Here is a 25,583-nt window from a genome sequence, read left to right on the forward strand (position 1 = left end):
GTCTAACCGTCCTGGCTGGCTTGCGGAGAAGGAACCGGGGCGGCGCCCGCGGACAAGGAACCCGACAGGGAGCCTGACAGTGGGCCCGACAAGGAACCCGACAGTGAGCCTGCCAGATCATCCGCGATGTGGCTCGGCCGGGGCAGGGCGGGCACATCCGACCGTGAACCGGACAGCGACCCGGCCAGGAAGCCGGCGGCTTCGCCCTGCATGCCGGTGCTGAAGGCGTGTCCTCTAGGCCAGAAGCTTCCCGTGTAGCGGCCGGGCGCGAGCTTCGCACGCAGCATCGCGTCGGCGTCGCGCATGCCGTCCTCCGGGAACAGTTCGTCGGCGAGCCCGTACTGCACCAGGAAGCGGTCCGCCGTCGAGCGGGCTGCCAACTCGGGATATTCGCCCAGCCGTGACAGTCCCGGTGTCTGAAGCAGCCACGAGTGGGCATCCAGGTACGCCGGGAAGAGCGAGCGGTACGTGGTCATCATGCACGACACCACGCAAGTGCGGACCAGCGGGCTGAGCGCGGCCAGCATGAGGGACCGGCCGCCACCTCCGGAGAAGCCGATTGTGCCCAGCCGGCCGGCGTCCACGCCCGGAAGACCCGCAAGGACGCGGAGGGCCGCGAGGTCGTCGTGCGCCACCATCCCGGCGAAGCTCGTGCCCAGAAGGCCGGCTGCCTTCGCCACGGTGTCCTCGTGCGCCGCCGCGGCGGCGTCGTACTGTTCCTCTTCGGACGGCACGACGCCGGCCTCCCGCCATAGTGCCTTGCGGCCCTCGACGACGGCGGCTGCCCGCCACGGGGGCGTGCCGAGGTCGAAGCGGCGGCTGCCCCAGGCGAAGGTGTCGTGGGCCAGGACGGCAAAGCCCTGTAATGCTAGCCAGGTGGCAAAGGGTCTGCCGCCGTAGAGCCGTCGCTGGAGATCCATGCGGGCCTTCCCCGCAGCGGCGTCCGCGGAAGACGTCCCGGGGACTGCGCCCACAGCCAGCAGGCGTGCCGCGCCGTCCGACTTGACGCCGGCGTGGCAGTGGAGTGCCAGGACTCCCGGCAGCGGGCCGGTCTCACCGGCGGGACGCAGGTACCAGGCGCTGGTGCGGGGACCCAAGCCCAACTGCCAGCTGACCCGAGAAGTAGTGACGCCGTCGTGCGTTTCAGCCGACTCCAGCACAGCGCGCGGAGCCTCGGGAACGGCAGGAACCCCGAGGGCGTCGGCCAGCTCCTGCGATGGCACGGAGCCTGCCGCATGCCGCGGTCGGGAACGCATGAATGCGGGCCAGTCCTCATAGCCGCCAATGGCGCTTGGCCGTGGTGCGTCATTTATCAGACCAGAATTCATCGGCTCGGCCTGCCCGGTGCAAACATGGTTGTCCTGCCTCTCGCAGCTGCTCTGATACGGAGTTGGTCGAATTTGGAAAACGCTTTCCTAAAAATTAGCAAAAGGGTGTACAGCGGTCAAGAAAGCGTTTACTTTGGTACAAAGCCGCTGTTGGCCCGGTCACTCCGGAAGCCATGAGGCGGGTGGTGCCGGACCTCTTCGGCGCCGCCCGGGACGGCAAGAGCACTTCACCCAGCACGCCGTGGAAGGCCACGATGACCAAAGGAGACCGCATGGCCGCACAGCATCACCGCGGGACGCCGGCAGGCGTCCGTCCACCGAGGGGGAGGCAATGAGCGCCATCAGCGAACTGTCCTCCATGAGCCGGCGAAAACGGCCGGCGACTGCCGAGGAAAAACGCGCCAACCGCCGTGATAACAAGGCGGCCTACATCTTCCTGCTGCCGTGGCTGATCGGCCTCGTGGCAATCACGGTCGGCCCCATGTTCATGTCCCTCTATTTGTCCTTTACGGACTACAACCTGCTGCAGCCGCCGGAATGGACCGGGCTGGATAACTTCACCCGCATGCTTGGCGATGCGCGGCTACACAATTCCCTGCGGGTGACCTTCACCTATGTCCTGGTGGGAGTTCCGCTGCAGCTTGCGGTGGCACTCCTTATTGCCCTGGTGCTGGACAAAGGCCTCCGCGGCCTGCCGTTCTACCGGTCCATCTTCTACTTGCCGTCCCTGCTCGGCGGCTCCGTCGCCGTCGCGATCCTCTGGAAGCAGATCTTCGGAACCTCCGGCCTTGTGAACCAGGTGCTGGCCATGTTCGGGATCACGGGACCGGGCTGGATCTCGGACCCGTCCACGTCACTCGGTTCCATCATCCTGCTCCACGTCTGGACTTTCGGGAGCCCCATGATCATCTTCCTAGCCGGGCTGCGCCAGATTCCGAACATGTACTACGAAGCGGCCGAAGTGGACGGGGCCACCACGCTCCAGAAGTTTTGGCGGATCACGTTGCCGATGCTGAGCCCGATCATCTTCTTCAACCTGGTCCTGCAGATCATCGGCTCCTTCCAGTCCTTCACCCAGGCGTTCATTGTCTCGGGAGGCAACGGCGGGCCGTCCGACTCCACCATGTTCTTCACGCTTTACCTGTACCAGAAGGGATTCGGCCAGTTCGAGATGGGTTATGCCTCGGCGATGGCCTGGTTCCTGCTGGTGATCATCGGCGCCTTTACGGCCATCAACTTCATCGCTTCAAAGTATTGGGTGTTCTACGATGACTGAACTACGGACCTTGCCGGCTCCGGAGAAAGTGCCGGCCTCCGGCGGGAAGTCGAGGGGCGGGAGCCCCCGGGCCGGCGGCCGGAAGCGCGAATCCCGCGGCACCCTCGCCTTTAGCCGCAGCGCGCGCCTCAAGGCCATGGCGAAGCACGCCGTCCTGATCATCGCCGGCGGCATCATGATTTACCCGTTGCTGTGGATGGTGGTTTCATCGCTGCGGCCCAACGAGCTGATTTTCCGTGAGCCCGGCCTCTGGTTGAACAGCCTGGAGATGGGCAACTACACCGACGGATGGTCGGCCCTGACCCACCCGTTTGGGCATTACATGCTCAATTCGGCCGTGGTGGTCATCGGTTCCATCCTGGGCAACCTGATCTCCTGTTCCATGGCCGCCTATGCGTTCGCCCGGCTGCAGTTCAGCGGCAAGAAACTGTTCTTCGGCATCATGCTGCTGACCATCATGCTGCCGTTCCACGTGATCATCGTGCCGCAGTACATCCTCTTCTCGCAGATCGGCTGGGTGAACACGTTCTGGCCGCTCATTGTGCCCAAGCTCCTGGCAACGGACGCATTCTTCGTTTTCCTCATGGTGCAGTTCATCCGCGGTATTCCCACGGAACTGGATGAGGCCGCGCGGATCGACGGTGCCGGCCACCCCCGCATCTTCCTGCGGGTCATCCTGCCGCTGATGGTTCCGGCCCTCGCCACGACCACCATCTTCACGTTCATCTGGACGTGGAACGACTTCTTCGGTGCCCTGATCTACCTCACGGATCCCGAGATGTTCACCGTGCCGGTTGCCCTGCGGGCGTTTGTGGACTCACAGTCCGCCACCAGCTGGGGCTCGCTCTTCGCGATGTCCATTGTGTCGCTGCTGCCCGTGTTCCTGGTGTTCCTGTTCGGCCAGCGGTTCCTCATCAAGGGGATCGCGACCACCGGAATTAAGTAAGGCTTTCCGCGGTCCTCTGTAGGTACTTCATGCCGCGGCGAGTGATGCCGGAACTAAGACCCAGGATCTACGCCAAAAACAGCTTGTAGTACAAGTATCTTGCTTGTATGATCAGCTATCAGAAAGCGCTTTCCCAACTCTCTTCCGCAGTCAGTTCAGCACCCAGAGCCACTGAGCTTTCAACTCAATCCAGCTTTCAACGCAGTCCAGATTCACCTCAGCTAGCTATCAACGCAATCCAAATTCCCCTCAGTCAGACATTGATTCAGTCCAGCTTTTCAAGATCAAAGAAGATCGGAGAATACAGTGCCATTTTCCCGCCATTCCAAAGCCGCCAATCCCGGCGCGGCCGAGGCAAGATCCACGAAGCCTGCGCGGAGGTTGCGCCGAACCGGCGCGGTGGCCGCAGCGGCCGCCGTCGTCCTCGCCCTCAGCGCCTGTGGCGGCGGAGCCGCCCCCACGAGTGCCGACGGCAAAGTCGAACTGCGGTTTTCCTGGTGGGGAGGCGACAAGCGGGCGCAGCTGACGCAGGATGCAATCGCCGCCTTCGAAGCGGAGAACCCGAACATCAAGATCAAGCCGGAGTTCGGCGACTGGAGCGGATACTGGGACAAGCTCGCCACCCAGGTTGCCGCCAACGACGCCCCGGACATCATCCAGATGGACGAAAAGTTCATCACGGAATACTCCACCCGTGGCGCCCTTCTCGACCTCTCCAAGTACGACGTCGACACCTCCAAATTCGATGAAGCAGCGCTCAACGCGGGCAAGGGGAGCAAAGGCCTCACCGGCATCGCGGCCGGCATCAACGCCGCCACGATCCTTGCCAACCCGGCAGTCTTCAAGGCGGCCGGAGTAGCCCTGCCGGACGATTCCAAATGGACGTGGGAGGACTTCGGGCGCATCGCCGCCGAGGTCACAGCGAAATCGCCCAAAGGCACGTATGGGGCGGCAGCCTATGGCACCGATGAGGCCTCCCTGGGCGTGTGGCTCCGTCAGGACGGAAAGTCGCTGTACACCCAGGATGGCAAGCTCGGATTCGAGTCGGGGGACATTGCATCGTGGTGGTCGCTGCTCAAGGAACTGAGCGCGAAGAAGGCAGTGCCTTCGGCTTCTGAAGTGGTAGAAGCGGAGGCTGCACCGCTGGACCAGAGCGGCCTGGCGACAGGGAAAAACGGCATGGCCTTCTGGTGGTCCAACCAGTTGCCCGCGCTGGAGAAGGCGACCGGCAGCCACCTGAAGATCCTCCGCATGCCGTCCAAGACGGGGGATTCCGCAGACACCAAACTCTGGTACAAAGCTTCGCAGTTCTGGTCGGCGTCGTCCCGCACCAAGCACCCCGAGGAGACTGCCAAGTTCATCAACTTCCTGGCGAACAACGTCAAGGCCGGCGAAGCCCTGCTCGCCGACCGGGGCGTGGCACCGAACTCCGAGGTTCGCGAGGCCATCGCCTCGAAACTGACTCCGGCGGACGTCAAGGTGGTTGGCTTCATCGACCAGATCAAGGGCGAACTCGGTGAGGCCCCGGCTCCGCCGCCGAAGGGTGCGGGCGCCATCCAGGAAATCGTCAAGCGGTACACCTCCGAGGTCCTGTTCGACAGGCTCTCACCGGAGGAAGCCGGCCAGAAGGCCGTGGATGAAATGAAATCCGCCATCAGCAGCTAGCGGAAGCAGCGCCGCCCTGCTGATGTCGCGGTCAGAATGTGCCCCAACCGGATCAAGCATCCGGTTGGGGCACATTTGCGTTGCTGGCTGTCAGATCCGGAATTGGTGGTTGCGGCGGGGTGTTTGTTTGGGGTCGATGTGGGGTGGCGGGATGAACCAGGGGATGCCTGATCGTATGTGGATGGTCCATTGTTCTTTGTGGATGAGGTGGTGGTGGTGGGTGCAGAGGAGGGTGCCGTTGTCGGTGTTGGTGGGTCCGCCGTGTGACCAGTAGGTGGTGTGGTGGGCTTCGCACCAGGGGGCGGGGATGGTGCAGTTGGGGAAGGCGCAGCCTTGGTCGCGGGCGGTGATGGCTTTGCGGATGTGGGGCGGGAAGATTCTGGTGGTGCGGCCGATGTCGAGGATGCGGCCTTCGCTGCCGAGCAGGACGGGGATGATGTCGGCGTCGCAGGCGATTTTGCGGATGGTGGCGGGGGTGACGGGGCCGGTGAAGGTGAACGTTCCGGTGCCGGTCGCGGTGCCGGGAGGCCCGTCTGCCAGGGACGGGTGGTTGCCGCGGGTGGGGCTAGGGTTTCCGGTGGTGTAGCGGGGTCCGTTGGTTGCGGTGGTTTCGAGGCGGTTGAGGAGGTCCTGGTAGCTGATGGTGACCATGACCTGGGGTCGGAGGCCGCCGGTGGCGGGCAGGGTTCCGGTGGCGAGGGCAGCCTTGCAGGCGCCGATGAGGCCGTCGAGGAGTTGCTGGGGCCGGGTGCGGCGTTCCAGCGGCGCGTCTGCGGCGGCGGTTTCGGCCTCCTCGCCGAACCCGGGCCCCGGTAGTGCGCCGTCCGCGTTGTCGGTTCCGCTGTCTCCGCCGTCTCCGCCGTCTCCGCCGTCTCCGCCTGTGCCTGCATCGGGGCTGGGTGTGGGTTGGGTGCGGGGGTTGGTGGCGGTGTTCATGACGGTGAGGAGGTGTTCGTATTGGTCGGGGGTGGCGAAGATTTCGAGGTGGTGGAGTCCGCGGCGGGGGCGGCGGAGGAAGGCGCCTTGGCGGTGGCGGAGGTCTTCTTCGGTGGGTCCGGTGCCGTCCTGGTCGATGGCGTCGGCCCAGCGGTGGGCGATGCGGGTGAGGAAGTCGTGGTCGTTCTGGATCGCGGTGCGGGTGAGGGTGTGTTCCATCCGGGCGAGGTCGGCGGGGGCGGCGAGGTGGCGGACGCGGTCCAGGGCGGTGGTGATGATGGTTCCGGCGCGGGAGGCGATGGTCCCGTTGGTGAGGGCGGCGGCGGTTTCTTCGTAGGCCGGGGGCATGGGCTGGCCGGTGATGCCGGTGCGGGGGAGTATGGCGGAGGCGAGGGCGAGGCGGCGGCGGGCTTCTCCGGCGCCGATCCTTAGCCGGGTCCTGAGGAACTCGGCGGTGTTGCGGGATCCGTCATCGGCCGGCGACACCGCCGGGACCGGGACGGAGACCGACGTGGAAGTGGCAGCGGAGCCGGAGGCAGCAGCGGCTTCGGTGCCGTCGTCCGTGCCTGTGCCCCAGCCGGTGGTCCAGCCCGCGGCTTTGCTCGCGGGTCCGGCGGCGCTGATCGCCTCGGTGCGGGTCCGGTCCACCGCGGCTGCGCCGAGCAGCTGCAGGTACTCGGCACCGCGGGAGATCTCCTCGGCCAGCCCGGCGAAATCCGCGGCGGCCGGGAAATCGGCCAGGGCCAGCTCACCGGGTGCGGACGCGATCGCTGCCCCCAGCAGGTCCAGGCAGCGTTTGAGGCTGTCGGTTGCCCCCGTAGTCATGGCATCCCCGCCGGCGGTACCAACGCCGGCGGCAGCACCGCCGTCGGAAGCCAGGCAATCCGTGCGGGAGGCGGAAGCAGGAACGCTGCGAAGCCGGCGGCCCCGCAGCAGGGCAGCTGCGCTAGGGCCCGGCGTGACCGCTTGCCCCGCGGTGTGATCCGCTGCGCCTTCCCCAATGGCTTCCATATGGAAACTCTGTCAGAGGGGTCTGACATTTAACGGGGACAGCCAATGTCGCAGACGAGGCTTGCACACGAGGGCAGGGCGGTTCTCGCCAATATCGCAACACCGACCGAGAGTGGCGTTGGTTTATGGGACGTTCGGCACGCCGGGGGCGTTAGTGCGTGGCCTATCCTACGGCGACTTGTGCGTCAATGCCCTGTCCGTAGCGGGCAATTAGCTGACGCCTGACCGCATCAATGTCGCTGGCTCCGAGTACGTCCACCAGGACGGTGTCGCCATTCGTGGTAATGCCGGTGGCCGTTATGGTGATTGCCTGCGTGCGAAGATGGTCCGTGTCACCGTCCACGCGGCGTTGCACTGCCTTGGCTTCCTCCAAGCTCCGAAAAGCGTTTCTTATCCCGACGGTAAATCCCTTGGCGGCAGCCGAGGTGTGGGTGGTTGATCAGCCCCGACAGGGGCACAGCCAGCCAGCACAGCGCTGGCTATGCTCATCCAGGCGATCGATCTGACATTGCGTATGTTGACCCTGAACGACTCCGGGGAGCGGTAACGGCGACTCATGTTCCATACGAGACTGGCCACGCATGTCGGCTGACCCGAGAATGTATGCGAAGCATATCTCCGGCTGACACCGCGACCAAGAGTTCTGCCAACGCCCCTGTACCTATCCGACCGCCCATGCGACCACCAGCAGTGCGCCCACGCTGAGCAGCGTGGTGCAGAGGATGACGTCCCGGGCCACGCTCATGCCCCGGCCGTAGGGCGACGCGAAAAGAAAGACGTTCTGGGCGGTGGGGAGCGTGGCCATGATCACGCTGGCGAGCAGGTGCTGCCCCTCGAGTCCGAAGACGAAGCGGCCCAGCACCCAGACAATGAGTGGCATCACGGCGATCTTGAGGAAGGTTGCCACGAGCGTTTCGGTGCGGCCGTCGTCCTTTTGCAGGGGAGCCTTGCCGGCCAGTGACAGTCCGAACGCGAGCAGGACCATGGGGACTGCGCCGCCGGCCAGCATGTCGATCGGCTTCTGCAGCAAGTCCGGCGCTGTCCAGCCGGTCAGTGCCACGGCGGCGCCGAGCCCCGAGGCGATGATCATCGGGTTGGCGAACGGCTGGACCAGCAGCCGCTTCCAGGAAATCTTAGAGCCCCCTGCCAACCCCAGGACGGTGAGGTAGAACGGGGCCATGACAAGGATCTGCACCAGCAGCACCGGCGCCACATGCTGGGCCGTGCCCACCGCGTAGAGGGAGACGGGAATGCCGATGTTGTTGGCGTTGGCGTAGCTGCTGGCCATGGCGCCCACTGCCGTTTCGGCGGCGGGCCGGCGGAAGAACAGGAAGCTCAGCAGGCAATAAAGGAGTCCCACTATCGCCGCTGAGAGCAGCGCGAGCGGGGCATCGGTTCCGAGGGCTGCCCGGATATCGCTGCCGGCCACCACCGTGAAGAGGAGGGCCGGGTTGGTGATATAGAAGGCCGTGCGGGTCAACGCGCCCTGGACCTCGGGGCCCAGGATCCGCAGCCTGGCCGCCAGATAGCCGACGGCGATGACCACGGAGACGATGAGTATTCCGGAGACAACGCCGAGCACTCTGCGCCCTTCTATTTATCTGTGTACACGTGGCTCCGCACAGCCGGGCCTCCTGTTGCGGGGGAGGTCCGGCCGTGCGGAAGGTCTAGTAACTTTCTACCGCATCGTGGATCCGGGCTACCGCACCAGGCAGGGCCGCTTCGGATCGAAGGACCAGCCGTCGATGTAGAACTGCATGCCGATGCTGTCGTCGCGGGCGTCGAGTCCGTGTTCAAGGTACAGCTGGTGGGCCTTGTCCAGCGCCTCGCGGCCCAGCTCGATGCCGAGACCCGGAGCATCCGGAACCTCGATGGCGCCGCCCTTGATCTGCAGCGGCTGCTTGGTGAGGCCCTGGCCATCCTGCCAGATCCAGTGCGTGTCCAGTGCCGTGATCTCGCCTGGTGCGGCCGCACCGGTGTGGGTGAACATGGCCAGCGAGATGTCGAAGTGGTTGTTCGAGTGCGAGCCCCAGGTGAGGCCGAACTCGTGGCACATCTGCGCCACCCGGACGGACCCGTGCATAGTCCAGAAATGCGGGTCGGCCAGCGGGATGTCGACGGCGTTGCTGCGGATGGCGTGCGACATCTCCCGCCAGTCCGTGGCGATCATGTTCGTGGCGGTCTTCAGGCCGGTGGCGCGGCGGAACTCGGCCATGACCTCGCGTCCGGAGAAGCGCCCTTCGGCGCCGCAAGGGTCCTCGGCGTAGGCAACGACACCCTGCATCCGCTTGCCGAGCCGGATGGCTTCCTCAAGAAGCCAGCCGCCGTTGGGGTCGAGCGTGACGCGTGCCTCGGGGAAGCGCTTGGCCAGGGCCGTGACCACGTCAACCTCGTCATCACCGGACAGCACCCCGCCCTTGAGCTTGAAGTCGCTGAATCCGTAGCGCTCCTGGGCGGCCTCGGCCAGGGCAACCACGGCCTCCGGGGTCATGGCCTCCTGGCGGCGCAGCTTTTCCCACCGGTCCGACGGCGCGTCCTCCACGAGGTACGGCAGATTGGTCCTGCTGTGGTCGCCGATAAAGAAGAGGTAGCCCAGCATGGGCACGGACGTGCGCTGCTGCCCGTCGCCCAGCAGTTCCGCGACCGGCACGCCGAGGAACTGGCCGTGGAGGTCCAGCAGTGCGGATTCGACGGCGGTGACGGCGTGGACGGTGGTGCGCAGGTCGAACGTCTGCAGGCCCCGGCCGCCGGCGTCGCGGTCCGCGAATTCCGCTGCGATCTCGCGCAGCAGGGAACGGTAGCGGGCCACCGGTTTGCCGGTGATGAATGCTCCGGCCTCCTCGATGGTGGTGCGGATCTTCTCCCCGCCGGGCACTTCGCCGAGGCCGGTGCGGCCGTCCGAGTCCGTAATGATGACGACGTTGCGCGTGAAGAACGGTCCGTGCGCGCCGCTGAGGTTCATCAGCATGCTGTCGTGCCCGGCGACCGGGACCACTTCGACGCGGGCAACGCTTGGCTGGGTGCTCATGCGTTGACCTCGTGCCTTGCGTCGGCTGCGGCTTCTACAGTGCCGTCGATCCGGCGGTTCAACTGCCACGGGTTGGCGTCCTGGAGCGACGCCGGCAGCAGTTCCTGCGGCAGGTTCTGGTAGGCGACAGGCCGCAGGAAGCGGTTGATGGCCAGAGTGCCCACGGACGTGGTGCGCGTGTCGGAGGTCGCCGGGAAGGGACCGCCGTGGACCATGGCGTGGCCCACTTCGACGCCGGTGGGCCAGCCGTTGACAATGATCCGGCCGACCTTCTGCTCGAGTGCGGGCAGAAGCTGCGCCGCCGTCGGGTAGTCCTCTTCGGTGAGCTGCAGGGAAGCGGTGAGCTGCCCTTCGATCCGCTTGGTCGCCTGGATGAGTTCCTCGGCGGTGGAGTAGCGGATCACCAGGCTGGCCGCACCGAAGATTTCGGCGTGCAGCACATCGTTGGACACGAAGTCTGAGATATCGGTTCCGAAGATGGTGGGCGCCGGCGCATTCTTCGTGGCACCTTCGGTGCCTTTGCCGACGACGCTGACGTTGTCGGCGCCGCCGAGCGCCTCGGCACCGGAATTCCAGGACACAGCGATGCCTTCGGTCAGCATTGTCTGGCCCGCACAGGCGGAGACGGCGCGGCCGACGGCGGCAGCCAGTTTGTCGCCTGCCTCGCCGACGGGGGCGAACAGCAGGCCGGGGGAGGTGCAGAGCTGCCCGGAGCTGCCGGTGACAGCGGTGACGTACTGCCGGGCGAGTGCGTCAATTTGTTCGGCGGAGCCGTTCAGGGCGCCGGGGAAGACGAACACGGGGTTGAGGGAGGACATTTCCGCATAGACCGGGATGGGCTCGGGGCGCGCGGCCGCGGTGCGCATCAGGGAGATGCCGGCGCTCTGGGAGCCGGTGAAGCCGACGGCCTTGATGGCCGGGTCCGCCACGAGGGCCTGGCCAATGCTGCTGCCGGGGCCGTAGATCAGGGAGAAGACGCCGGGGTGAAGCCCGAAGTCCTTGACCGCCTTCACGATGGCCTGGCCGACCAGTTCGCTCGTGCCGGGGTGGGCGTTGTGGGCCTTGAAGACCACGGGGCAGCCGGCGGCGAGGGCGGAGGCGGTGTCTCCTCCCGCCGTCGAGAAGGCCAGTGGGAAGTTGCTGGCGCCGAAAACGGCCACCGGGCCGAGCGGGATCTGGCGCTGGCGGATATCGGCGCGAGGCAGGGGCGTGCGGTCCGGCAGGGCCGGATCAATCCGGACGCCGCGGAAGTCGCCCTGGCGGACCACGTTGGCGAACAGCCGCAGCTGGCCGGTGGTGCGCGCCCGCTCACCCTGCAGGCGGGCTGCCGGCAGGCCGGTTTCGCGGCCAGCACGGATGATGAGTTCGTCGCCGATGGCTTCTATGTTGTCAGCGATGGCTTCAAGGAAGGCGGCGTGCGTCTCGGGGTCCAGTGCGCTGAAGGACTCGAAGGCCTCCGCCGCGGCTGCGGTTGCGGCCTTGAGCTGTTCCTCGGTGATCAGCCTGTACGCGGGTTCGAGCTGTTCGTTGGTGGCGGGATCGAAGCCGAAGGCGGTTTTGCCTTCGCCGGCGACCGGTTGCCCGGCAATCAGGGAGTGTCCGGTGAGGGTCACGGTGGTTCCTCCTAGGAGTCGGTGGATCAGGAGAGGGTGGATCAGGAGACGGTGGCGATGAGGGCCTTGAGATCGGCGAGGTCCTGGGGCGCCAGGTTCTGCAGCGGGGGGCGAACTCCGCCGGCCGAGCGGCCGATCGCGTCAAGGCCGCCCTTGACGATGGAGACAGCGTAGCCCTTGACCCGGTCGCGGATGTCCAGGTACGGAATGACGAACTCGTTGAGCTTCTTGTTGACCGCCACGCGGTCGTGGTTGCGGACGTCCTGGTAGAAATCGAGGGCGAACTGCGGGACGAAGTTGTACATGGCGCTGGAGTAGGTGCTCATGCCCAGCTGCAGCAGCGGAAGCGCGAAGGTTTCGGCCGTGGGGAGCCCGCCGAGGTAGAACAGGCGGTCCCCGAGCTTGGCGTAGACGCGGGCGTCGTGTTCGAGGTCGCCCACGCCGTCCTTGAAGCCGATCAGGTTTTCGTGGCGGTCGGCCAGCGTGGCCACCGTGGTGTCCTTGTAGATCGCGTTGGCGCGGTTGTAGATGATCACGCCGAGCGACGTGGCCTTGCAGATGGCGCTGACGTGCTCGATCAGGCCGCCCTGGTCTGCTTCGGTCAGGTACGGCGGGAGGAGCAGGATGCCTTCGGCCCCGGCGGCTTCGGCCGCTTTGGCGTTTTCGATGGCCTGGGCCGTGGATCCGCCGGCCGAGGCCAGCACAGGAACCAGGTGTCCGACTTCCTCGACGGCGGCACGCACCACGCGCTCGGACTCGGCAGGCGTGAGGGAAAAGCCTTCGCCCGTGCCGCCGGCTGCGAACAGGCCCGCCACCGGGTAGCTGGCCTGCCAGGCCAGGTGCTTGCGGTAGTTCTCTTCGTCGAACTGCAGCTGGGCGTCGAAGGATGTCACCGGGAAGGAGAGCAGCCCTTCCTTGAGGACGTTAGCGAGTTCCTGGGGTGAGTATTTTGCCACGGGATGGTCCTTGGAGTTGGCGCCGCGGGCGGCGGAGGTGGTGTGGTTCGTCTTCAGCCTAGGCAGCTAATTCATGCCTGTCTAAGCCTATTTATGTATTGATTAATACCCTTTAGGCATTGCTGTCCTGCGGGTTCGGCCGGTGCGTCTCGGTGAACGTGTCCGTCGTGACCGTCCATGACCTGGCCTGTTCGCGATGCTGAATCCGAGCCCGGGACGGGAGGGCACATGCATGTGCCCGCCGCTGATCTCGAGGCGCTCGTCGAAGAGCGGCTCCAGCCAGTCGAAGTGCTCCACCCACGTATCCAGTTCGTAGGCGGCCGACAGGTGGATATGGATTTCCATGGCAAAGTGCGGCGCCATGTCCATCTTGGCCTGTTCCCCCAGCGCCATGATCTTCAGGAACGGCGTAATGCCTCCGACCCGCGGAGCGTCAGGCTGGATGAAGTCCACGGCGCCGCGCCGGATGAGTTCGTAGTGGTCGGCGGTACTGGTGAGCATTTCACCGGTGGCTATCGGAGTTGCGAGTTGGCGGGCGAGTTCGGCGTGGCCGTCGGCATCGTAGGCATCCAGCGGCTCCTCGATCCAGGTCAGCCCGTGTTCCTCAAGGGCGAGCCCCATGCGGATTGCGGTGGTGCGGTTCCACTGCTGGCATCGACCATCAGCGGGACATCGTCGCCCAGGGCCGACCGGACGGCGGCAACACGGCTGAGGTCCAGCCGGCGGTCAGGCTGGCCGACCTTGATCTTGATCCCGCCGATGCCGGCGGCGAGTGATGCCTGGGCGTTGGTGATCAACTCATCGATGGGCGTGGAAAGATATCCGCCCGACGTGTTGTAGCAGGGGACCGAGTCCCGGTGCGCACCGATCAGTGCGGGAGCGAGTTCCCGTGCGTGGGCGTACAGGGCCGGCGCGCCTGCCCGCAGGGCATAGCTGTAGCCGACGCCTTCGTGGCCCTCCTCGGACTGGATTTCCGCGAACAGGAACGCCACCTCGGAGAGCGGCTTCTGCTTCCCGGTGAGCACCTTGGCGTCACTGGCGGGCTTCTGCAGGGGCAGGATCACCAGGGACACCTTGACGGAACTGATCCGGTCATTCACCATCGCGGGGATTCCAGTTCGTAGTCGGGGTGGAGGCTCTGCATGTAACCGGTGTCGTCACGGCTGAGCATGCCGGACTTCAGGTACTGCTCGTGGAGGCGGGCCAGGGCATCGCGGTCCAGTTCCACGCCCAGTCCGGGCGCGGTGGGAACACCGACGGCCCCGTTCCGGAAAACCAGCGGTCCGGGCACGATGACATCTTCCCCGGCGTCTTTCCACGGCCAGTGCGTATCGCAGGCGTAGTCCAGGTTTGGCGTGGCGGCGGCCAGATGAACCATGGCCGCCAGGCTGATGCCCAGGTGCGAGTTGGAGTGCATGGACAGCCCTAGGCCGAAGGTTTCCGATATGCCGGCCAGGGCCTGAGAGCGGCGGAGGCCGCCCCAGAAGTGGTGGTCCGAGAGGACGACGTCGACGGCGCCGGCCGCAACGGACGGGGGCACGTCGCCGAAGCTGACCACGCACATGTTGGTTGCGAGGGGCATGGACACGTTGCGTCGCACCTCGGCCATCCCGGCGAGGCCCGGCGTGGGGTCCTCAAGGTATTCCAGGACCCCGTCGAGTTCCTTGCCCACCCGAATGGACGTGTCCACAGTCCAGGCGGCATTGGGGTCGATTCGCAGCGGCAGGTCCGGGAACTCGGCCCGGAGAGCCCGGATGGCGTCCACTTCCTGCTCGGGAGGGAACACGCCGGCCTTGAGCTTCAGGGCCGTGAAGCCGTATTCATCCACCATGCGGCGGGCCTGGCGCACTATTCCTTCCGGATCCAGTGCCGCTCCCCAAGAATCCTCCTCGTGGCCGGGATGCCCCGCCCATTTGTAAAAGAGGTAGCCGCTGAACGGGATCTCGTCCCGGACCGCGCCTCCGAGCAGGTCGCTCACAGGACGTCCGAGGACCTTTCCCTGGATATCCAGCGCAGCCACATCGAAGGGGGACAACACCCGGTCCGGCGTGCTGGAACCGGTCACCATTCCCGACATCCCGTGGCCGCCGACGGTGGTGTCGGCGGTGAGGGCCCTGGTGACCCGCTGGCGCATCTCGTTGATGTTGAAGACATCGGTCCCGGCCAGGGCTTCCGCGGCGAGCTGCAGCCGCTTCAGGTGCGGGGCGTCCCCGTAGGTCTCTCCGAGGCCCGAGATGCCGGTGTCGGTGGTGACCTCCACGATGGCACGCAGCGCAAACGGCTCGTGCACGCCAACCGCGTTAAGAAGGGGTGGATCCTTGAATGCCACCGGGGTGATGGCGATGTCCTTGATGCGGTGTGGCCCGGCGGGGCTGAGGGGGTGGTTCACGGCTCTGGTTGCTCCTGGCTTCTTAGCCTGGCGCATGACGTTCGCGCCGGGCGTGGACTGCGATGGGGTGGGGTTAGGATTTTTCCCGGACTTTGACCGCCAGCACTGGCCGGTCTGCCTGCAGCAGGATCCGCTGGGAGTGGCTTCCGAGGATGAACTTTCCTACCTGGGACCTCCTGCGGAGGCCAATGACGATCAGGGAGGCGTCGATTTCGTCGGCGATGTCAATGAACTCGTCGGTCAGGTCGTCGGTGTGGGCAGGCTGCCGGATTGTGGCCTGGACTCCGGCCACTTCGGCCCGACGCAGCAGCTCGGCGACCTGTTCCACGGAGGCGAGGGCAGCGTCCACCGGCGCTCCCTTGCGCGGTGAATTGAGGATGACGATGCTCTCGCGTCGTAGCTGGCCTTCGGCGATGCCCGCTTCGAGGGCCGCCTCGCCTTCGGGCGTGGGCAGGTAGCCGATCAGAATGGTCATACTTTTTCCTTTTCATCGTGCAGGGCCTCGACGGCGGGTGCGGTGGTCCGGGTCCTCTTGAAGGCCTTCTGGAGCAGCGGCAAGAACATCACCACTACGAAGACGAGCAGCAGGATTCCGGAGATGGGCCGGGTAACGAAGCCGGCGGCGTCGCCTCCGAAGACGAGGAGGGAGCGCCTCAGGTTTTCCTCGAGGAGGGAACCGAGGACAAAAGCCAGTACCAGCGGACCGGGCTCGAAGCCGAACTTCTTCATCAGGTATCCGAGAATGCCGAAGACAATGACCAGCCAGATATCGAAGATGCTGTTGTTGATGGTGTAGACACCGATCAGCGTGATGAGCACCGTGATCGGGGCGAGGATGGCCGCCCGGACCCGCAGGATCTTCACGAAGATGCCGACCAGGGGGATGCTCATGATGAGCAGGAGGATGTTGCCGATGTACATCGAGTTGACCACGCCCCAGAAAAGTTCCGGATCGTTCTGAACGAGCTGGGGCCCGGGGGTGACGCCCTGGATCAGCAGCGCGCCGAAGATGATGGCCATGGTGGCGTTGGCGGGAATGCCGAGGGTCAGCAGCGGGATGAAGGAGGACGTCGCGGCGGCGTTGTTGGCGCTTTCCGGCGCAGCGACGCCTTCGACGGCGCCGCGGCCGAAGCGTTCGGGGTTCTTGGCCCGCTTCTTTTCCATGGCGTAGGCCGCGAGTGAGGCGATTGTTGCGCCGCCGCCGGGCAGGATCCCGAGGAAGAAGCCCAGCAGGGATCCCCGGCCGATTGCACCGGAAGATTCCTTCAGGTCCTTGCGGGAGGGCCAGACGTTCGCCACCTTGGCCGGCGCCTGGACCTTGTTGTGCCGTTCCTCCAGGTTGTACAGGATCTCACCCAGGCCGAAGATGCCCATGGCGATCGGCACGAAGTCGAGGCCGTCGGCGAGGGACAGGTTGTCGAACGTGAAGCGTGCCTCGCCCGTGAACGTGTCGCGGCCGACCGTGGCCAGCATCAGCCCGAGCGACGCGGCGATGATGGATTTCAGCTTGCTGCCGTTGCTGACCGTCGCCACCAGCAGGATGCCAAGCATGGCCAGGGCGGTGTATTCCGGGGGCCCGAAGTCGAGGGCGAACCCGGCGACGATCGGTGCCAGAAGGGTCAGCCCGATAATGGAGACCGTGCCGCCGAAGAAGGATCCGATGGCTGCGATGCCGAGGGCCGTGCCGGCCCGTCCCTGGCGGGCAAGGGCAAAGCCGTCAAAGACGGTCACCACCGAGGATGCTTCGCCGGGCAGCCGGAGAAGCACGGACGTGATGGTTCCACCGTACTGGGCCCCGTAGAAGATGCCCGAGAGCATGATGATGGCTGTCACGGGCTCGACGCCGTAGGTCAGCGGAAGGAGGATGGCGATGGTGGCTGCCGGACCCAGGCCGGGCAGGACGCCGATGAGCATTCCGATGACGACGCCGATGAGGCAATAGAGGAGGTTCATCGGTTCCAGCACGACGCCGAAACCATTGATGACCGGTGCAAGAAAGTCCATGAGGTTCCCTAGAACAGATGTGGGATGGGCACGCTAAGCGCCACGACGAAGATCAGGTAGAAGGCCGCTGTCACGGCGAAGCTGAGCAGGACGGACATCCGCCAGGTTTCCTTGCCCAGGAATCTCAACCAGACAAAGGTCAGGAGCAGGGCGGGGATTTCAAAGCCCGCCACTCCGACCACCAGGACGAACCCGACGAGAGTCGCTACTCCGGCGGCGACTTGCCAGCTTGACGATGAGAATGCCTCGGCGTCCAGCTTCTTCCGTCCGAAAACGAGGAGGGCCACGGACATGGCGATCATGACGAGGCTGATGATGAACGGCCACAGTCCCGGTTCGGGTTTTTCGGGGCTGCCGAGCCCCATGCCCGCCGACATTGCCAGGCCGGCGATGCCAAGCGCAGCGGCGGCGACGGCCGCGGCCACGTTGGCGAGCGGACCGGCGTGCGGGGGACGTTCCTCGTCCCACTCCGCGGCCAGCTGTTCCGGTGTCAGCGGCTCCACGAGGTCGTCGGCGATTCCGGGAGAAGTGCCGTTCCCGGCGGCAGCGTGCTTAAGGCTGCCGCCGGGGACTGCTTCATTTGATGCGGAAATCACTTGCCGCCGCCAAGATCGACGTCGTACTTCACGGTCAGTTCCTTGTACTTGGCCGCGTTGGCTGACCAGTCTTTGGCGACCTGATCGCCGTCGATCTCTGCCGCGGTGAAAAGGTTCTGCTTGTTGAAGGCCTTGTAGGCCTCGGATTCGAACGCCTTCTTGAAGGACTCACGCAGCTTCGTCAGGACAGCTTCGGGGGTGCCCTTCGGTGCGGCTACCGCGCGGAACTGGGACACCGGCACGTCATAGCCGGCTTCGACGGCGGTGGGGGTGTCGGGCAGGTACTGGTTGCGTTCCTTCGAGAAGACCACGATCGGGTTGAGCTTGCCGGCCTTGATCTGGGGCATGGCTTCGGCGAGCTGGATGGTGGCCAGATCAACCTGGTTTCCCAGCAGCGCCGTCATGGCGGGGGATCCGCCGTCGAACGGAACGTCGGTGCCGTCGATCTTTGCCTGCTTGAACAGCAATGCCTGTGCCAGCTGGCTTCCGGTTCCGACGCCGGTTGTGGCGAAGTTGAACTTCTTGCCCGCCTTGGTCAGGTCATCCATGGTCTTCATGCCTGAGCTCGCATTGGAGACCAGGACGTAGTCGTCCTGCGAGATTCCGGTGATGACCTCGTAGTCCTCGATCTTGACCGTCTCGCCGGCGGAAACCGCCAGCGGGGTGATGGCAAACAGGGAGGCGTTCAGGATGACGAGCGTCTGTCCGTCCGCTTTCGAGGCGCCGACTTCCTTCGTCGCCAGGGCGCCGTTCGCGCCCGGCTTGTTGACGACCGGGATCGGAGCTCCGAGCGCACCGCTGGCGTTCTCAGCCAGTGCACGGCCGATCAGGTCTGTGCTGCCGCCGGGATCGGCGCCGATGGTGAGGGTGACCGGGCCCGCCGGGAACTTGCTGGCGTCCGCCGTCGAGCTGCTGCCCGCGACGTTCCCGCCGCAGGCAGTCAGTGCCAGCGCGAGGGCAAGGCCAGACCCCGTAGCCAGAATGGACCGACGTGTGAATGCCGACTTGATCATGAATTCTCCTTTGAACATTTGCCGCTGGGGGGAGCGGAAATCCTGCGCCCGTGAGCTCCGTCACTCCGAAGGCTGCTACTGAAGATTAGAGTGGTCCAGTAATGCATGTCCAAGTTCATTTCTGCATTGCGTGATACCCTCACGGTATTATGTATTCCTTGGACCAGTTACGCGGCTTCGTGGCCGTCGCAGAAGAGCTGCACTTCGGCCGCGCGGCCGCTCGCCTGAACATGACCCAGCCGCCGTTGAGCCGGCAGATCCAGAAACTGGAAAAGGCCATTGGGGTGCAGCTGTTTGACCGCGACAACCGCGGCGTCACCCTGACCGCCGCCGGCACGGCCTTTCTGGCGGACGCACTCAAGCTGCTGGAACTCGCCGAGGCCGCCCCGAGCCTCGCACGGCGGATATCCGCGGGCTCCGCCGGCGCCGTCCGGATCGGATTCACCGCCGCGTCCACGTTCGGGCTCCTCGGTGCCCTCCTGAACGAAATCTCCGGTGCGCTGCCCGATGTGGACATCGACCTCAGGGAGATGGTGACCAAGGACCAGACGGCGGCGCTCATCAACGGCGACATCGACCTTGGGCTGGCACGTCCGCCGTTCGACGACGAGCTGTTTGATTCCCGCCTGCTGTACCGTGAGCCGATCATGGTGGCAGTTCCGTCAGGTCACCGTTTGACGCAGCTGAACCGGCAGCTGACGGCGGAGGACCTGCACGGTGAGGACCTCATCATGCACTCACCCACGCAGGCGCGCTACTTCTACGACCTGGTGATCAGCCTGGTGTCCTCGCACCGGACGTTCGTGCACACCGTCAGCCAGATCCTGACCATGATTTTTCTCGTGGCCGCGGGCCGCGGCGTTGCGCTTGTGCCCCAGTCGGCAACAGTCCTGGGCATTGACGGGGTGGAATACGTCGAGCTGGGCGGCTTCGAGGTGGATCCGGTGGAGCTCCACGCCATCTGGATGCGCAACTCCCGCAACCCGGCACTGCACCGCGTGCTCGAGGTCATCAACGAACAGGGTGACTAGGACTTCCGGGTGAATGGCGCCACGCGATCGCGTGCGCGTGTATTTTGAGGGGATGGAGGTCCTGGACTGGCTGCTCGACTCTGACCCCTCGATCCGGTGGCAGGTCCTGCGCGACCTCACCGACGCGCCGGCAGAGGACGTCCTGGCCGAACGGGCCCGTGTCGCCACCGAAGGCTGGGGCGCCCGGCTGCTCGCGCTGCAAGGCGACGACGGCCAGTGGGGCGGGGGCACCTACTTTCCGTGGCCGTTCGATGACTCCGAGGAGGGCCAGCCCTGGACCGCGACGACCTACAGCCTGCTGCTCCTGCGTGACTTCGGGATCGAACCCGGCAGCGACGAAGCCCGCCGCGCGGTCAAGCTCGTCCGGGAGAACAGCCGCTGGGAGGAGGGCGGCCAGCCGTTCTTCGAAGGGGAAGTGGAGCCGTGCATCAACGGCATGGCAGTCACTCTCGGGGCCTATTTCGGCGAGAACGTCGACGGCGTGGTCGCGCGGCTGCTCGGGGAGCAGCTCGCGGACGGCGGCTGGAACTGCGAGGCGGAGCGGGGCTCCGTAAGGTCATCCTTCGGGAGCACGATCAACGTGCTCGAAGGCCTGCTGGAACATGAATGCGCCACCGGCGGGACGCCGGCATCGGTGGCCGCCCGGCAGCGCGCTGGGGAGTACCTGCTCGAGCGCGCACTCCTCCGGCGCAAGAGCACCGGCGAGCTGATCGACGCGGACTGGCTGGAGTTCTCGTACCCGACGCGGTGGTTCTACGATGTGCTCCGCGGCCTGGACTACTTCCGGGATGCCGGCGGCGCCCCGGACCAACGCCTCGCCGAGGCTGTCGGGGTGCTGCGCTCGAAACGGCAACCCGACGGCACCTGGCTGCTGGAAAACACCCATCCCGGACGGATCCACTTCGCACTCGAGGACGGCGACGGGCGACCGAGCAGGTGGAACACCCTCAGGGCGCTGCGAGTGCTCAAGTGGTACGAGCAGGCGCAGGCCGCTACTTAACCCCGTCAGACCTAGTCCTCGTCGGGGGCTTCCTCCGCCAGCTCCGCGAGAACATCGGCCGCGTCACTGTTGCCGCCTGCGGCGAGGCGCCCAAGCTCGTTCACGTCGCCCTTTTCTGCGGCGAGCTCAACCAGCTGATCCACAGCATCGCTGCTGCCGGCGTCGGCAAGACGCCGCAGCTCCCCGAAATCCTCCCGCTCGGCGGCAAGCTCGACGAGTTCCCCGACGGCGTCGAGGTCACCGCGGGCGGCTCGTTCCCGCAAGGCGGCGAGATCAGAATCAGACATTGTGCGGTCCTTCCATGGAGCTAAATGGACATTCTGCGTTCATAACGGGAGCGGGCGAGTTCGTATGCCTTGCGGAGCATATTCCGCGTAACCTGAGTAGTCGCCGGTCCCGGGTTGACAACAGCCAGCCACCCCAGGGATCCGTACACAGGATGGGCAAATATAGTGTCAGGCACGCTCGGGTCGACATCATCCGCCGGCTCGCCTGGCTGGTGGCCGGTCCACTCAACGAAGGCAGGCTTTCCGGCAGCGACGTTGACGCGGAAGGATCCTGGCCGATCAAGCTGTGACCGCTCGTCGTCGGGATAGTTCTTCGTCACGATGGTCGCAAACGGCTGAGTCGCCTTGGGCATGGTGCCGTCCGGGGCGTAATAGAAGAAGACATCACCCCAGGCAATTTCGGGCGAGCCATCTCCCGGGCCGGGCATGACTGCCAGTGTGCCGTCGGTGCTTTTCACGAATTCAACAACCTCATCCATGGTCATGCCTCAAGGGTTGCAAACCAGTCCCGTTTGAGGAACCCGCACCTCGGTCGACTACGTCATGTCATCGAGCGCTCACGAACGCGCGCCAGCCATTCGGCAACGAGGGCCTGCGCGAGGTCGGGTTGCTCGTGTAGCAGAGCGTGGCCGGCGCGATCGAGTACGGCAAAGGTGGCGCGAGGGTAGTGCTCGATCAACTCCCAGGGGCCTGTGTACCCGGCCGTGGCATCCTGTCGCCCGGCAAGGACCAACACTGGATGCGGATAGGCTTTCGCAGCTTCCGGCCGATTCCGTAGCTCCCAGTGCGAAAAGATTCGCATCAGGCTCGACTCGTCAACGAGTGACGTTGCGGGAGCCACATGCTCCCGGAATCGGCGCAGAGTTTCAGCCGTCTGCACCACGAAGTAGCTACGGTAAGTGGCCTCGAGATCCGGGTCCAGTTCGCCGGTCAGATCGGCCGACGACACAAGGATCTCGTGCTGAGGCACGTCACGCGTATGCGCGCCAACCGGGCAGATGAGCGCCAGCCCGACAGCCTGATCAGGTCTGAGATTGGCAACCGCACGGGCTAAGTACCCACCGTAGGAATGACCGATGACAAGAAACGGTTCATCACCAATGGTGCTGTCGATAAGGCCGAGGAGAACGTCCAGGACGTCATCGTTGCTCGTGATCGTCCCGGGCGCCGGGGTGCGGCCCATCCCAGGCAGGTCCGGGTACAGGCGCCGAAAGCCATGCACGGTGCTGAATATCGGTTCAAGAGCGCCGGCGATCTCTCTGTGATCCGCACCAGCCCCGTGCAGAGCGAGAACCGGCGTGCCGCTGCCGTACTCGGCGTAATGCACAGGCAATTCGCTGACCGTAGCTTCCATCCAGACAGTGTAGAAGGCGAGTCCATGGATAGCTCCGCACGTGTGACACCTGCGAGCCAGCTGGAATGGTCGGATCCAACACTTATGCCGTCGGATTGCCGACTTTCTCCGGTTGACCCGTGACAGTCGATGCCCCTTGCGGTGCCTTGAGTTCCAGCCGCTGGCCCCACATGGTGCCAGCCAGCACGAGCACCACACCGAGGATGCCGACAGGGCCCAGGACGTCGCCGGCGAGTGTTGCGCCGATGACTGCCGCCCAGACCGGCTCGGTTCCGAGCAGGAGGCTCACCCTGGTCGGAGAAGTCCTGCGTGCTGCCCACATCTGGATGAAGAACGGAAACACCGTGCACACGATCACGAGATAGGCCATTTGCAGCGCCGCCGGCCAGTTCATGCTTCCGGCATAGGCCGCCACCGGTGTGCCCCAGAGACCCGACATGATGAGGAAAACCAGCCCGCAAGTAGCCATCTGCACGAAGGTCAGGTTCAGTGAATCGATGCGGCGTCCGGCTGAGAGCCGGTGCATTCCGGTCACGTGGACCGCCCGCGCAACGGCAGCCAGCAGGATCATCAAGTCCCCGAAGCCGAAGGACGCAGAGGCACCGCCGGTGGCGAGGAAGTACACGCCGGCAACCGCGGCCAGGTAAAACAGCCGGCTCAGCTTCCGCTGACCAGCTCCTTGGTGACCCAGTACGTTGAACCCCAGGCCACGGCAACGGCGAGCAGTAACATGTCGACGGTTGATGTCCGCCGTGTCGAGGCCCGGGCGGCCATGCGGTCAGGCACCCCGAAGCGCCCCGAGCCCGGCAATGAGTGCCTCAAGCCCCAGGCTGAACGCCACGTCCGCCGGCCGTTCGTGCCCCTGCGCGGCCAGGCTGCGCACCGCGCCGGTGAAGCTGGGCGTGGCTTCGGCCATGGAGCCGGAGTCGAAGATGTCCGCCGGCGCGGTGACGTCGTAGGCCGAGCCGAAGATGAATGACTCCAGCGCCACGATGGACGACACAATCCGCTCTTCCGGGAAGCCGGCGTCGCGGAATCCCGCGCTCACGGTCTCATACATGGCGAGGGTCTGCGGGGCGTCCGTCACCGGCAGCACCGCGATCACGGGAATCAGCGGGGTGTGCCGCGAGAAAACATCCCGGTAGCTCCACGCCCACTTCCGAACCGCTTCCTCCCAAGGCTCGGCGCCGAAGGCTGACACGTCAACCAGCGCGGCGAGGTGGTCTTCGACCAGCAGCAGCACGTCGCGTTTGGATTCCATGTGGTTGTAAAGGGCCGACGGCGCCACGTTCAGTGAGCGGGCCAGCGCGGCCATGGTGAGGCCGTCGTAGCCCTTCTTTTCAATGAGTTTCAACGCTGCGGCCGTGATGCCGGCCTTGTCCAGGACCCCGCCCACCGGGCGGCCGGCACGGCGCCGACCGGCGTCGGATCTCGGTTCCCCCAGGGCTGTGCTTCCGGGGGCGGCTGGTGATGCCGGCATGGCTGGCCTTTCTGCGGGCGGTGTCCTCAGCATTATTCCCTATGCCTCTTCATTCCGACCCCCTCTTCCCCGGGCAGGCCAAAGGCGCTATAGTTTCTCGTAAATGAATGGCATTCATTTAGTGGTCCGCATCACTCGGGCGGCCACAGAGAGAGGACATCATGCTGAATCTTGACCGCGACGTCGTCGTCGTAGGCGCTGGCCCCTCCGGGCTCACCGCGGCCCGTGCACTGAAGAAGGCCGGCCTCACCGTCGCCGTACTGGAGGCCCGCGACCGCGTGGGCGGCCGCACCTGGACGGACACCGTGGACGGGGCCATGCTGGAAATCGGCGGCCAGTGGGTCTCCCCGGACCAGACGGCCCTGCTGGCGCTCCTGGACGAGCTCGGCCTCGAGACCTATTCCCGCTACCGCGAGGGCGAGTCGGTCTACATCGGCGCGGACGGCGCCCCCGTCCGCTATGCCGGGGAGTCTTTCCCCGTCAGCGCCACCACGGCCGCCGAAATGGACAAGCTCACGGGACTTCTCGACGCCCTGGCTGCGGAAATCGGCCCCACCGAGCCCTGGGCCCACCCCAAGGCGCGGGAGCTGGACACCATTTCGTTCCATCACTGGCTCCGCCAGAACTCCGCGGACGAGGAAGCCTGCAACAACATCGGCCTGTTCATCGCCGGGGGAATGCTGACCAAGCCGGCCCACGCCTTCTCCGCGCTGCAGGCCGTGCTGATGGCCGCCTCCGCCGGCTCCTTCACCCACCTGACGGACGAGGACTTCATCCTGGACAAGCGGGTGATCGGCGGAATGCAGCAGGTATCCCTGCTGCAGGCAGCGGAACTGGGTGCCGACGTCGTTCTTGACAGTCCGGTGCGCACCATCAACTGGGAGCCAATCGCCGACGGTGGAAACAGCTCCGGTTACCGCGTCACCGCTGTCTCCGAGCGCGCCACGGTCAACGCATGCTTCGTGATCATGGCCGTGCCGCCCAACCTGTACTCGCGCGTCTCCTTTAACCCGCCGCTGCCGCGCCGCCAGCACCAGATGCACCAGCACCAGTCGCTGGGCCTGGTGATCAAGGTGCACGCCGTGTACAGCACGCCGTTCTGGCGCGAGGACGGGCTGTCGGGCACCGGCTTCGGCGCCGGGTCCCTGGTCCAGGAGGTCTACGACAACACCAACCACGGGGATTCGCGCGGAACCCTGGTGGGCTTCATCTCGGACGAAAAGGCCGACGCCGTCTTCGAACTCAGTGTGGAGGACCGCAAGCGCGCCGTCCTGGAATCCATCGCCGGCTTCCTCGGGGAGAAGGCGCTGCAGCCGGAGGTCTACTACGAATCCGACTGGGGCTCGGAGGAATGGACCCGCGGCGCCTATGCCTCCAGCTACGACCTCGGCGGCCTCCACCGCTACGGCAAGGACCAGCACGCGCCGGTAGGCCCCATCTACTGGTGCTCCTCCGACCTTGCCGCCGAAGGCTACCAGCACGTGGACGGCGCCGTCCGCATGGGCCAATTCACGGCGGCACGCATCACCGCGGCAGCCGGGAAAACCCCTGCGGCCCACAGCGTAGTGGCGTTCGGCGAGGCAGAGCTGGCCGACGCCGCTGCCGCCGTCGGCTGACAAGCCCCGGCCCCCACCCATTCAAAGACGAATGAAGATTCCGGAGAGGCAATT

The 25,583-nt window shown here is 65.6% G+C and carries 24 protein-coding genes and 1 pseudogene; 6 read left to right on the plus strand and 19 right to left on the minus strand.

What is annotated here, in order from left to right; genetic code table 11:
- Positions 1-2: 2 nt before the first annotated feature.
- Positions 3-1,256, minus strand: coding sequence for an acetylesterase (locus J7I89_RS03415; RefSeq protein ID WP_251044867.1), 1,254 nt, complete (start codon positions 1,254-1,256; stop codon positions 3-5).
- A gap of 403 nt (positions 1,257-1,659) precedes the next feature.
- On the opposite strand from J7I89_RS03415, the gene J7I89_RS03420 reads away from it, so the two are divergent.
- The 3 genes from J7I89_RS03420 (at position 1,660) to J7I89_RS03430 (ending at position 5,215) form a co-directional block, all read left to right on the plus strand.
- Positions 1,660-2,604: a carbohydrate ABC transporter permease gene (locus tag J7I89_RS03420; protein WP_214967287.1), complete on the plus strand. Its 945-nt coding sequence runs from the start codon at positions 1,660-1,662 to the stop codon at positions 2,602-2,604.
- On the plus strand, positions 2,597-3,550 hold the full coding sequence (locus tag J7I89_RS03425; protein WP_214967289.1) for a carbohydrate ABC transporter permease: 954 nt from the start codon (positions 2,597-2,599) through the stop codon (positions 3,548-3,550). Before J7I89_RS03420 ends, J7I89_RS03425 begins: the two co-directional genes overlap by 8 nt.
- A 306-nt stretch (positions 3,551-3,856) precedes the next feature.
- On the plus strand, positions 3,857-5,215 hold the full coding sequence (locus J7I89_RS03430; protein WP_214967290.1) for an ABC transporter substrate-binding protein: 1,359 nt from the start codon (positions 3,857-3,859) through the stop codon (positions 5,213-5,215).
- 90 nt (positions 5,216-5,305) lie between these two features.
- Here J7I89_RS03430 and J7I89_RS03435 read toward each other — a convergent pair whose 3' ends face one another.
- From J7I89_RS03435 to J7I89_RS03490, 12 genes and pseudogenes are all read right to left on the minus strand, one after another.
- Entirely contained in the window at positions 5,306-7,162 is a 1,857-nt protein-coding gene (locus J7I89_RS03435; RefSeq protein ID WP_214967292.1) for an HNH endonuclease signature motif containing protein, read from the minus strand.
- A gap of 163 nt (positions 7,163-7,325) precedes the next feature.
- Positions 7,326-7,517 carry a hypothetical protein gene (locus tag J7I89_RS03440; RefSeq protein WP_214967294.1) on the minus strand — a complete coding sequence of 64 codons (192 nt, stop codon included), beginning with the start codon at positions 7,515-7,517 and terminating at the stop codon, positions 7,326-7,328.
- 306 nt (positions 7,518-7,823) lie between these two features.
- Positions 7,824-8,744, minus strand: coding sequence for an AEC family transporter (locus J7I89_RS03445; RefSeq protein ID WP_214967296.1), 921 nt, complete (start codon positions 8,742-8,744; stop codon positions 7,824-7,826).
- 117 nt (positions 8,745-8,861) lie between these two features.
- A complete protein-coding gene (locus tag J7I89_RS03450) occupies positions 8,862-10,190 on the minus strand; it encodes an enolase C-terminal domain-like protein (protein ID WP_214967298.1) in 1,329 nt (442 codons plus the stop codon).
- The gene (locus tag J7I89_RS03455; RefSeq protein ID WP_214967299.1) at positions 10,187-11,803 is read right to left on the minus strand and encodes an aldehyde dehydrogenase (NADP(+)); all 1,617 of its coding nucleotides are present in this window, start codon (positions 11,801-11,803) and stop codon (positions 10,187-10,189) included. The genes J7I89_RS03450 and J7I89_RS03455 overlap by 4 nt, the downstream gene beginning before the upstream one ends.
- Positions 11,804-11,844: 41 nt before the next feature.
- Positions 11,845-12,759, minus strand: coding sequence for a 5-dehydro-4-deoxyglucarate dehydratase (kdgD, locus tag J7I89_RS03460; RefSeq protein WP_214967301.1), 915 nt, complete (start codon positions 12,757-12,759; stop codon positions 11,845-11,847).
- A gap of 102 nt (positions 12,760-12,861) precedes the next feature.
- Positions 12,862-13,862: pseudogene (locus tag J7I89_RS03465) on the minus strand (mandelate racemase/muconate lactonizing enzyme family protein).
- Positions 13,856-15,148 carry a glucarate dehydratase family protein gene (locus J7I89_RS03470; RefSeq protein ID WP_308159790.1) on the minus strand — a complete coding sequence of 431 codons (1,293 nt, stop codon included), beginning with the start codon at positions 15,146-15,148 and terminating at the stop codon, positions 13,856-13,858. Before J7I89_RS03470 ends, J7I89_RS03465 begins: the two are co-directional and overlap by 7 nt.
- 73 nt (positions 15,149-15,221) lie before the next feature.
- Positions 15,222-15,623, minus strand: coding sequence for a universal stress protein (locus J7I89_RS03475; RefSeq protein ID WP_214967306.1), 402 nt, complete (start codon positions 15,621-15,623; stop codon positions 15,222-15,224).
- Complete coding sequence (locus J7I89_RS03480; protein ID WP_214967307.1) at positions 15,620-17,152, minus strand: tripartite tricarboxylate transporter permease; 1,533 nt, start codon at positions 17,150-17,152, stop codon at positions 15,620-15,622. The genes J7I89_RS03475 and J7I89_RS03480 overlap by 4 nt, the downstream gene beginning before the upstream one ends.
- A gap of 8 nt (positions 17,153-17,160) precedes the next feature.
- The gene (locus tag J7I89_RS03485; RefSeq protein ID WP_308159791.1) at positions 17,161-17,748 is read right to left on the minus strand and encodes a tripartite tricarboxylate transporter TctB family protein; all 588 of its coding nucleotides are present in this window, start codon (positions 17,746-17,748) and stop codon (positions 17,161-17,163) included.
- A complete protein-coding gene (locus tag J7I89_RS03490) occupies positions 17,745-18,761 on the minus strand; it encodes a tripartite tricarboxylate transporter substrate binding protein (protein ID WP_251044868.1) in 1,017 nt (338 codons plus the stop codon). Before J7I89_RS03490 ends, J7I89_RS03485 begins: the two co-directional genes overlap by 4 nt.
- Before the next feature lie 149 nt (positions 18,762-18,910).
- Here J7I89_RS03490 and J7I89_RS03495 point away from each other — a divergent pair, with 149 nt between their 5' ends.
- Together J7I89_RS03495 and J7I89_RS03500 are read left to right on the plus strand one after the other, a co-directional pair.
- Entirely contained in the window at positions 18,911-19,792 is an 882-nt protein-coding gene (locus J7I89_RS03495; RefSeq protein ID WP_214967309.1) for a LysR family transcriptional regulator, read from the plus strand.
- Positions 19,793-19,844: 52 nt separating this feature from the next.
- The gene (locus J7I89_RS03500; protein WP_214967479.1) at positions 19,845-20,792 is read left to right on the plus strand and encodes a hypothetical protein; all 948 of its coding nucleotides are present in this window, start codon (positions 19,845-19,847) and stop codon (positions 20,790-20,792) included.
- Positions 20,793-20,803: 11 nt separating this feature from the next.
- Here the strand turns inward: J7I89_RS03500 and J7I89_RS03505 are convergent, their stop codons facing one another.
- The 6 genes from J7I89_RS03505 to J7I89_RS03525 form a co-directional block, all read right to left on the minus strand.
- The gene (locus J7I89_RS03505) at positions 20,804-21,079 is read right to left on the minus strand and encodes a DUF1387 domain-containing protein (protein WP_214967311.1); all 276 of its coding nucleotides are present in this window, start codon (positions 21,077-21,079) and stop codon (positions 20,804-20,806) included.
- A gap of 20 nt (positions 21,080-21,099) precedes the next feature.
- Positions 21,100-21,564: a DUF6194 family protein gene (locus J7I89_RS03510; RefSeq protein WP_214967313.1), complete on the minus strand. Its 465-nt coding sequence runs from the start codon at positions 21,562-21,564 to the stop codon at positions 21,100-21,102.
- A gap of 56 nt (positions 21,565-21,620) precedes the next feature.
- Positions 21,621-22,433: an alpha/beta fold hydrolase gene (locus tag J7I89_RS03515; RefSeq protein ID WP_214967315.1), complete on the minus strand. Its 813-nt coding sequence runs from the start codon at positions 22,431-22,433 to the stop codon at positions 21,621-21,623.
- Between the two features lie 82 nt (positions 22,434-22,515).
- Positions 22,516-23,058 (minus strand): DMT family transporter, encoded by a 543-nt coding sequence (locus J7I89_RS03520; protein ID WP_214967317.1) that lies wholly within the window; start codon positions 23,056-23,058, stop codon positions 22,516-22,518.
- A gap of 32 nt (positions 23,059-23,090) precedes the next feature.
- Positions 23,091-23,219 (minus strand): hypothetical protein, encoded by a 129-nt coding sequence (locus J7I89_RS25560; protein ID WP_285290175.1) that lies wholly within the window; start codon positions 23,217-23,219, stop codon positions 23,091-23,093.
- A complete protein-coding gene (locus tag J7I89_RS03525) occupies positions 23,212-23,946 on the minus strand; it encodes a TetR/AcrR family transcriptional regulator (RefSeq protein WP_214967319.1) in 735 nt (244 codons plus the stop codon). The genes J7I89_RS25560 and J7I89_RS03525 overlap by 8 nt, the downstream gene beginning before the upstream one ends.
- Before the next feature lie 128 nt (positions 23,947-24,074).
- Between J7I89_RS03525 and J7I89_RS03530 the strand changes: the two genes are divergently transcribed.
- Entirely contained in the window at positions 24,075-25,529 is a 1,455-nt protein-coding gene (locus J7I89_RS03530; RefSeq protein WP_214967321.1) for an NAD(P)/FAD-dependent oxidoreductase, read from the plus strand.
- The last annotated feature ends 54 nt before the right edge of the window (positions 25,530-25,583 follow it).

Origin of the sequence: Arthrobacter sp. ISL-5, assembly GCF_018613835.1 — a bacterium.
Taxonomy (GTDB): domain Bacteria; phylum Actinomycetota; class Actinomycetes; order Actinomycetales; family Micrococcaceae; genus Arthrobacter.

Coding starts and splice junctions, on each gene's coding strand:
- J7I89_RS03415 (WP_251044867.1), bottom strand. CDS start 1,256: ATGCGTTCCCGACCGCGGCATGCGGCAGGCTCCGTGCCATCGCAGGAG.
- J7I89_RS03420 (WP_214967287.1), top strand. CDS start 1,660: ATGAGCGCCATCAGCGAACTGTCCTCCATGAGCCGGCGAAAACGGCCG.
- J7I89_RS03425 (WP_214967289.1), top strand. CDS start 2,597: ATGACTGAACTACGGACCTTGCCGGCTCCGGAGAAAGTGCCGGCCTCC.
- J7I89_RS03435 (WP_214967292.1), bottom strand. CDS start 7,162: ATGGAAGCCATTGGGGAAGGCGCAGCGGATCACACCGCGGGGCAAGCG.
- J7I89_RS03450 (WP_214967298.1), bottom strand. CDS start 10,190: ATGAGCACCCAGCCAAGCGTTGCCCGCGTCGAAGTGGTCCCGGTCGCC.
- J7I89_RS03475 (WP_214967306.1), bottom strand. CDS start 15,623: ATGACCATTCTGATCGGCTACCTGCCCACGCCCGAAGGCGAGGCGGCC.
- J7I89_RS03480 (WP_214967307.1), bottom strand. CDS start 17,152: ATGGACTTTCTTGCACCGGTCATCAATGGTTTCGGCGTCGTGCTGGAA.
- J7I89_RS03490 (WP_251044868.1), bottom strand. CDS start 18,761: ATGATCAAGTCGGCATTCACACGTCGGTCCATTCTGGCTACGGGGTCT.
- J7I89_RS03495 (WP_214967309.1), top strand. CDS start 18,911: ATGTATTCCTTGGACCAGTTACGCGGCTTCGTGGCCGTCGCAGAAGAG.
- J7I89_RS03500 (WP_214967479.1), top strand. CDS start 19,845: ATGGAGGTCCTGGACTGGCTGCTCGACTCTGACCCCTCGATCCGGTGG.
- J7I89_RS03505 (WP_214967311.1), bottom strand. CDS start 21,079: ATGTCTGATTCTGATCTCGCCGCCTTGCGGGAACGAGCCGCCCGCGGT.
- J7I89_RS03510 (WP_214967313.1), bottom strand. CDS start 21,564: ATGACCATGGATGAGGTTGTTGAATTCGTGAAAAGCACCGACGGCACA.
- J7I89_RS03515 (WP_214967315.1), bottom strand. CDS start 22,433: ATGGAAGCTACGGTCAGCGAATTGCCTGTGCATTACGCCGAGTACGGC.
- J7I89_RS03525 (WP_214967319.1), bottom strand. CDS start 23,946: ATGCTGAGGACACCGCCCGCAGAAAGGCCAGCCATGCCGGCATCACCA.
- J7I89_RS03530 (WP_214967321.1), top strand. CDS start 24,075: ATGCTGAATCTTGACCGCGACGTCGTCGTCGTAGGCGCTGGCCCCTCC.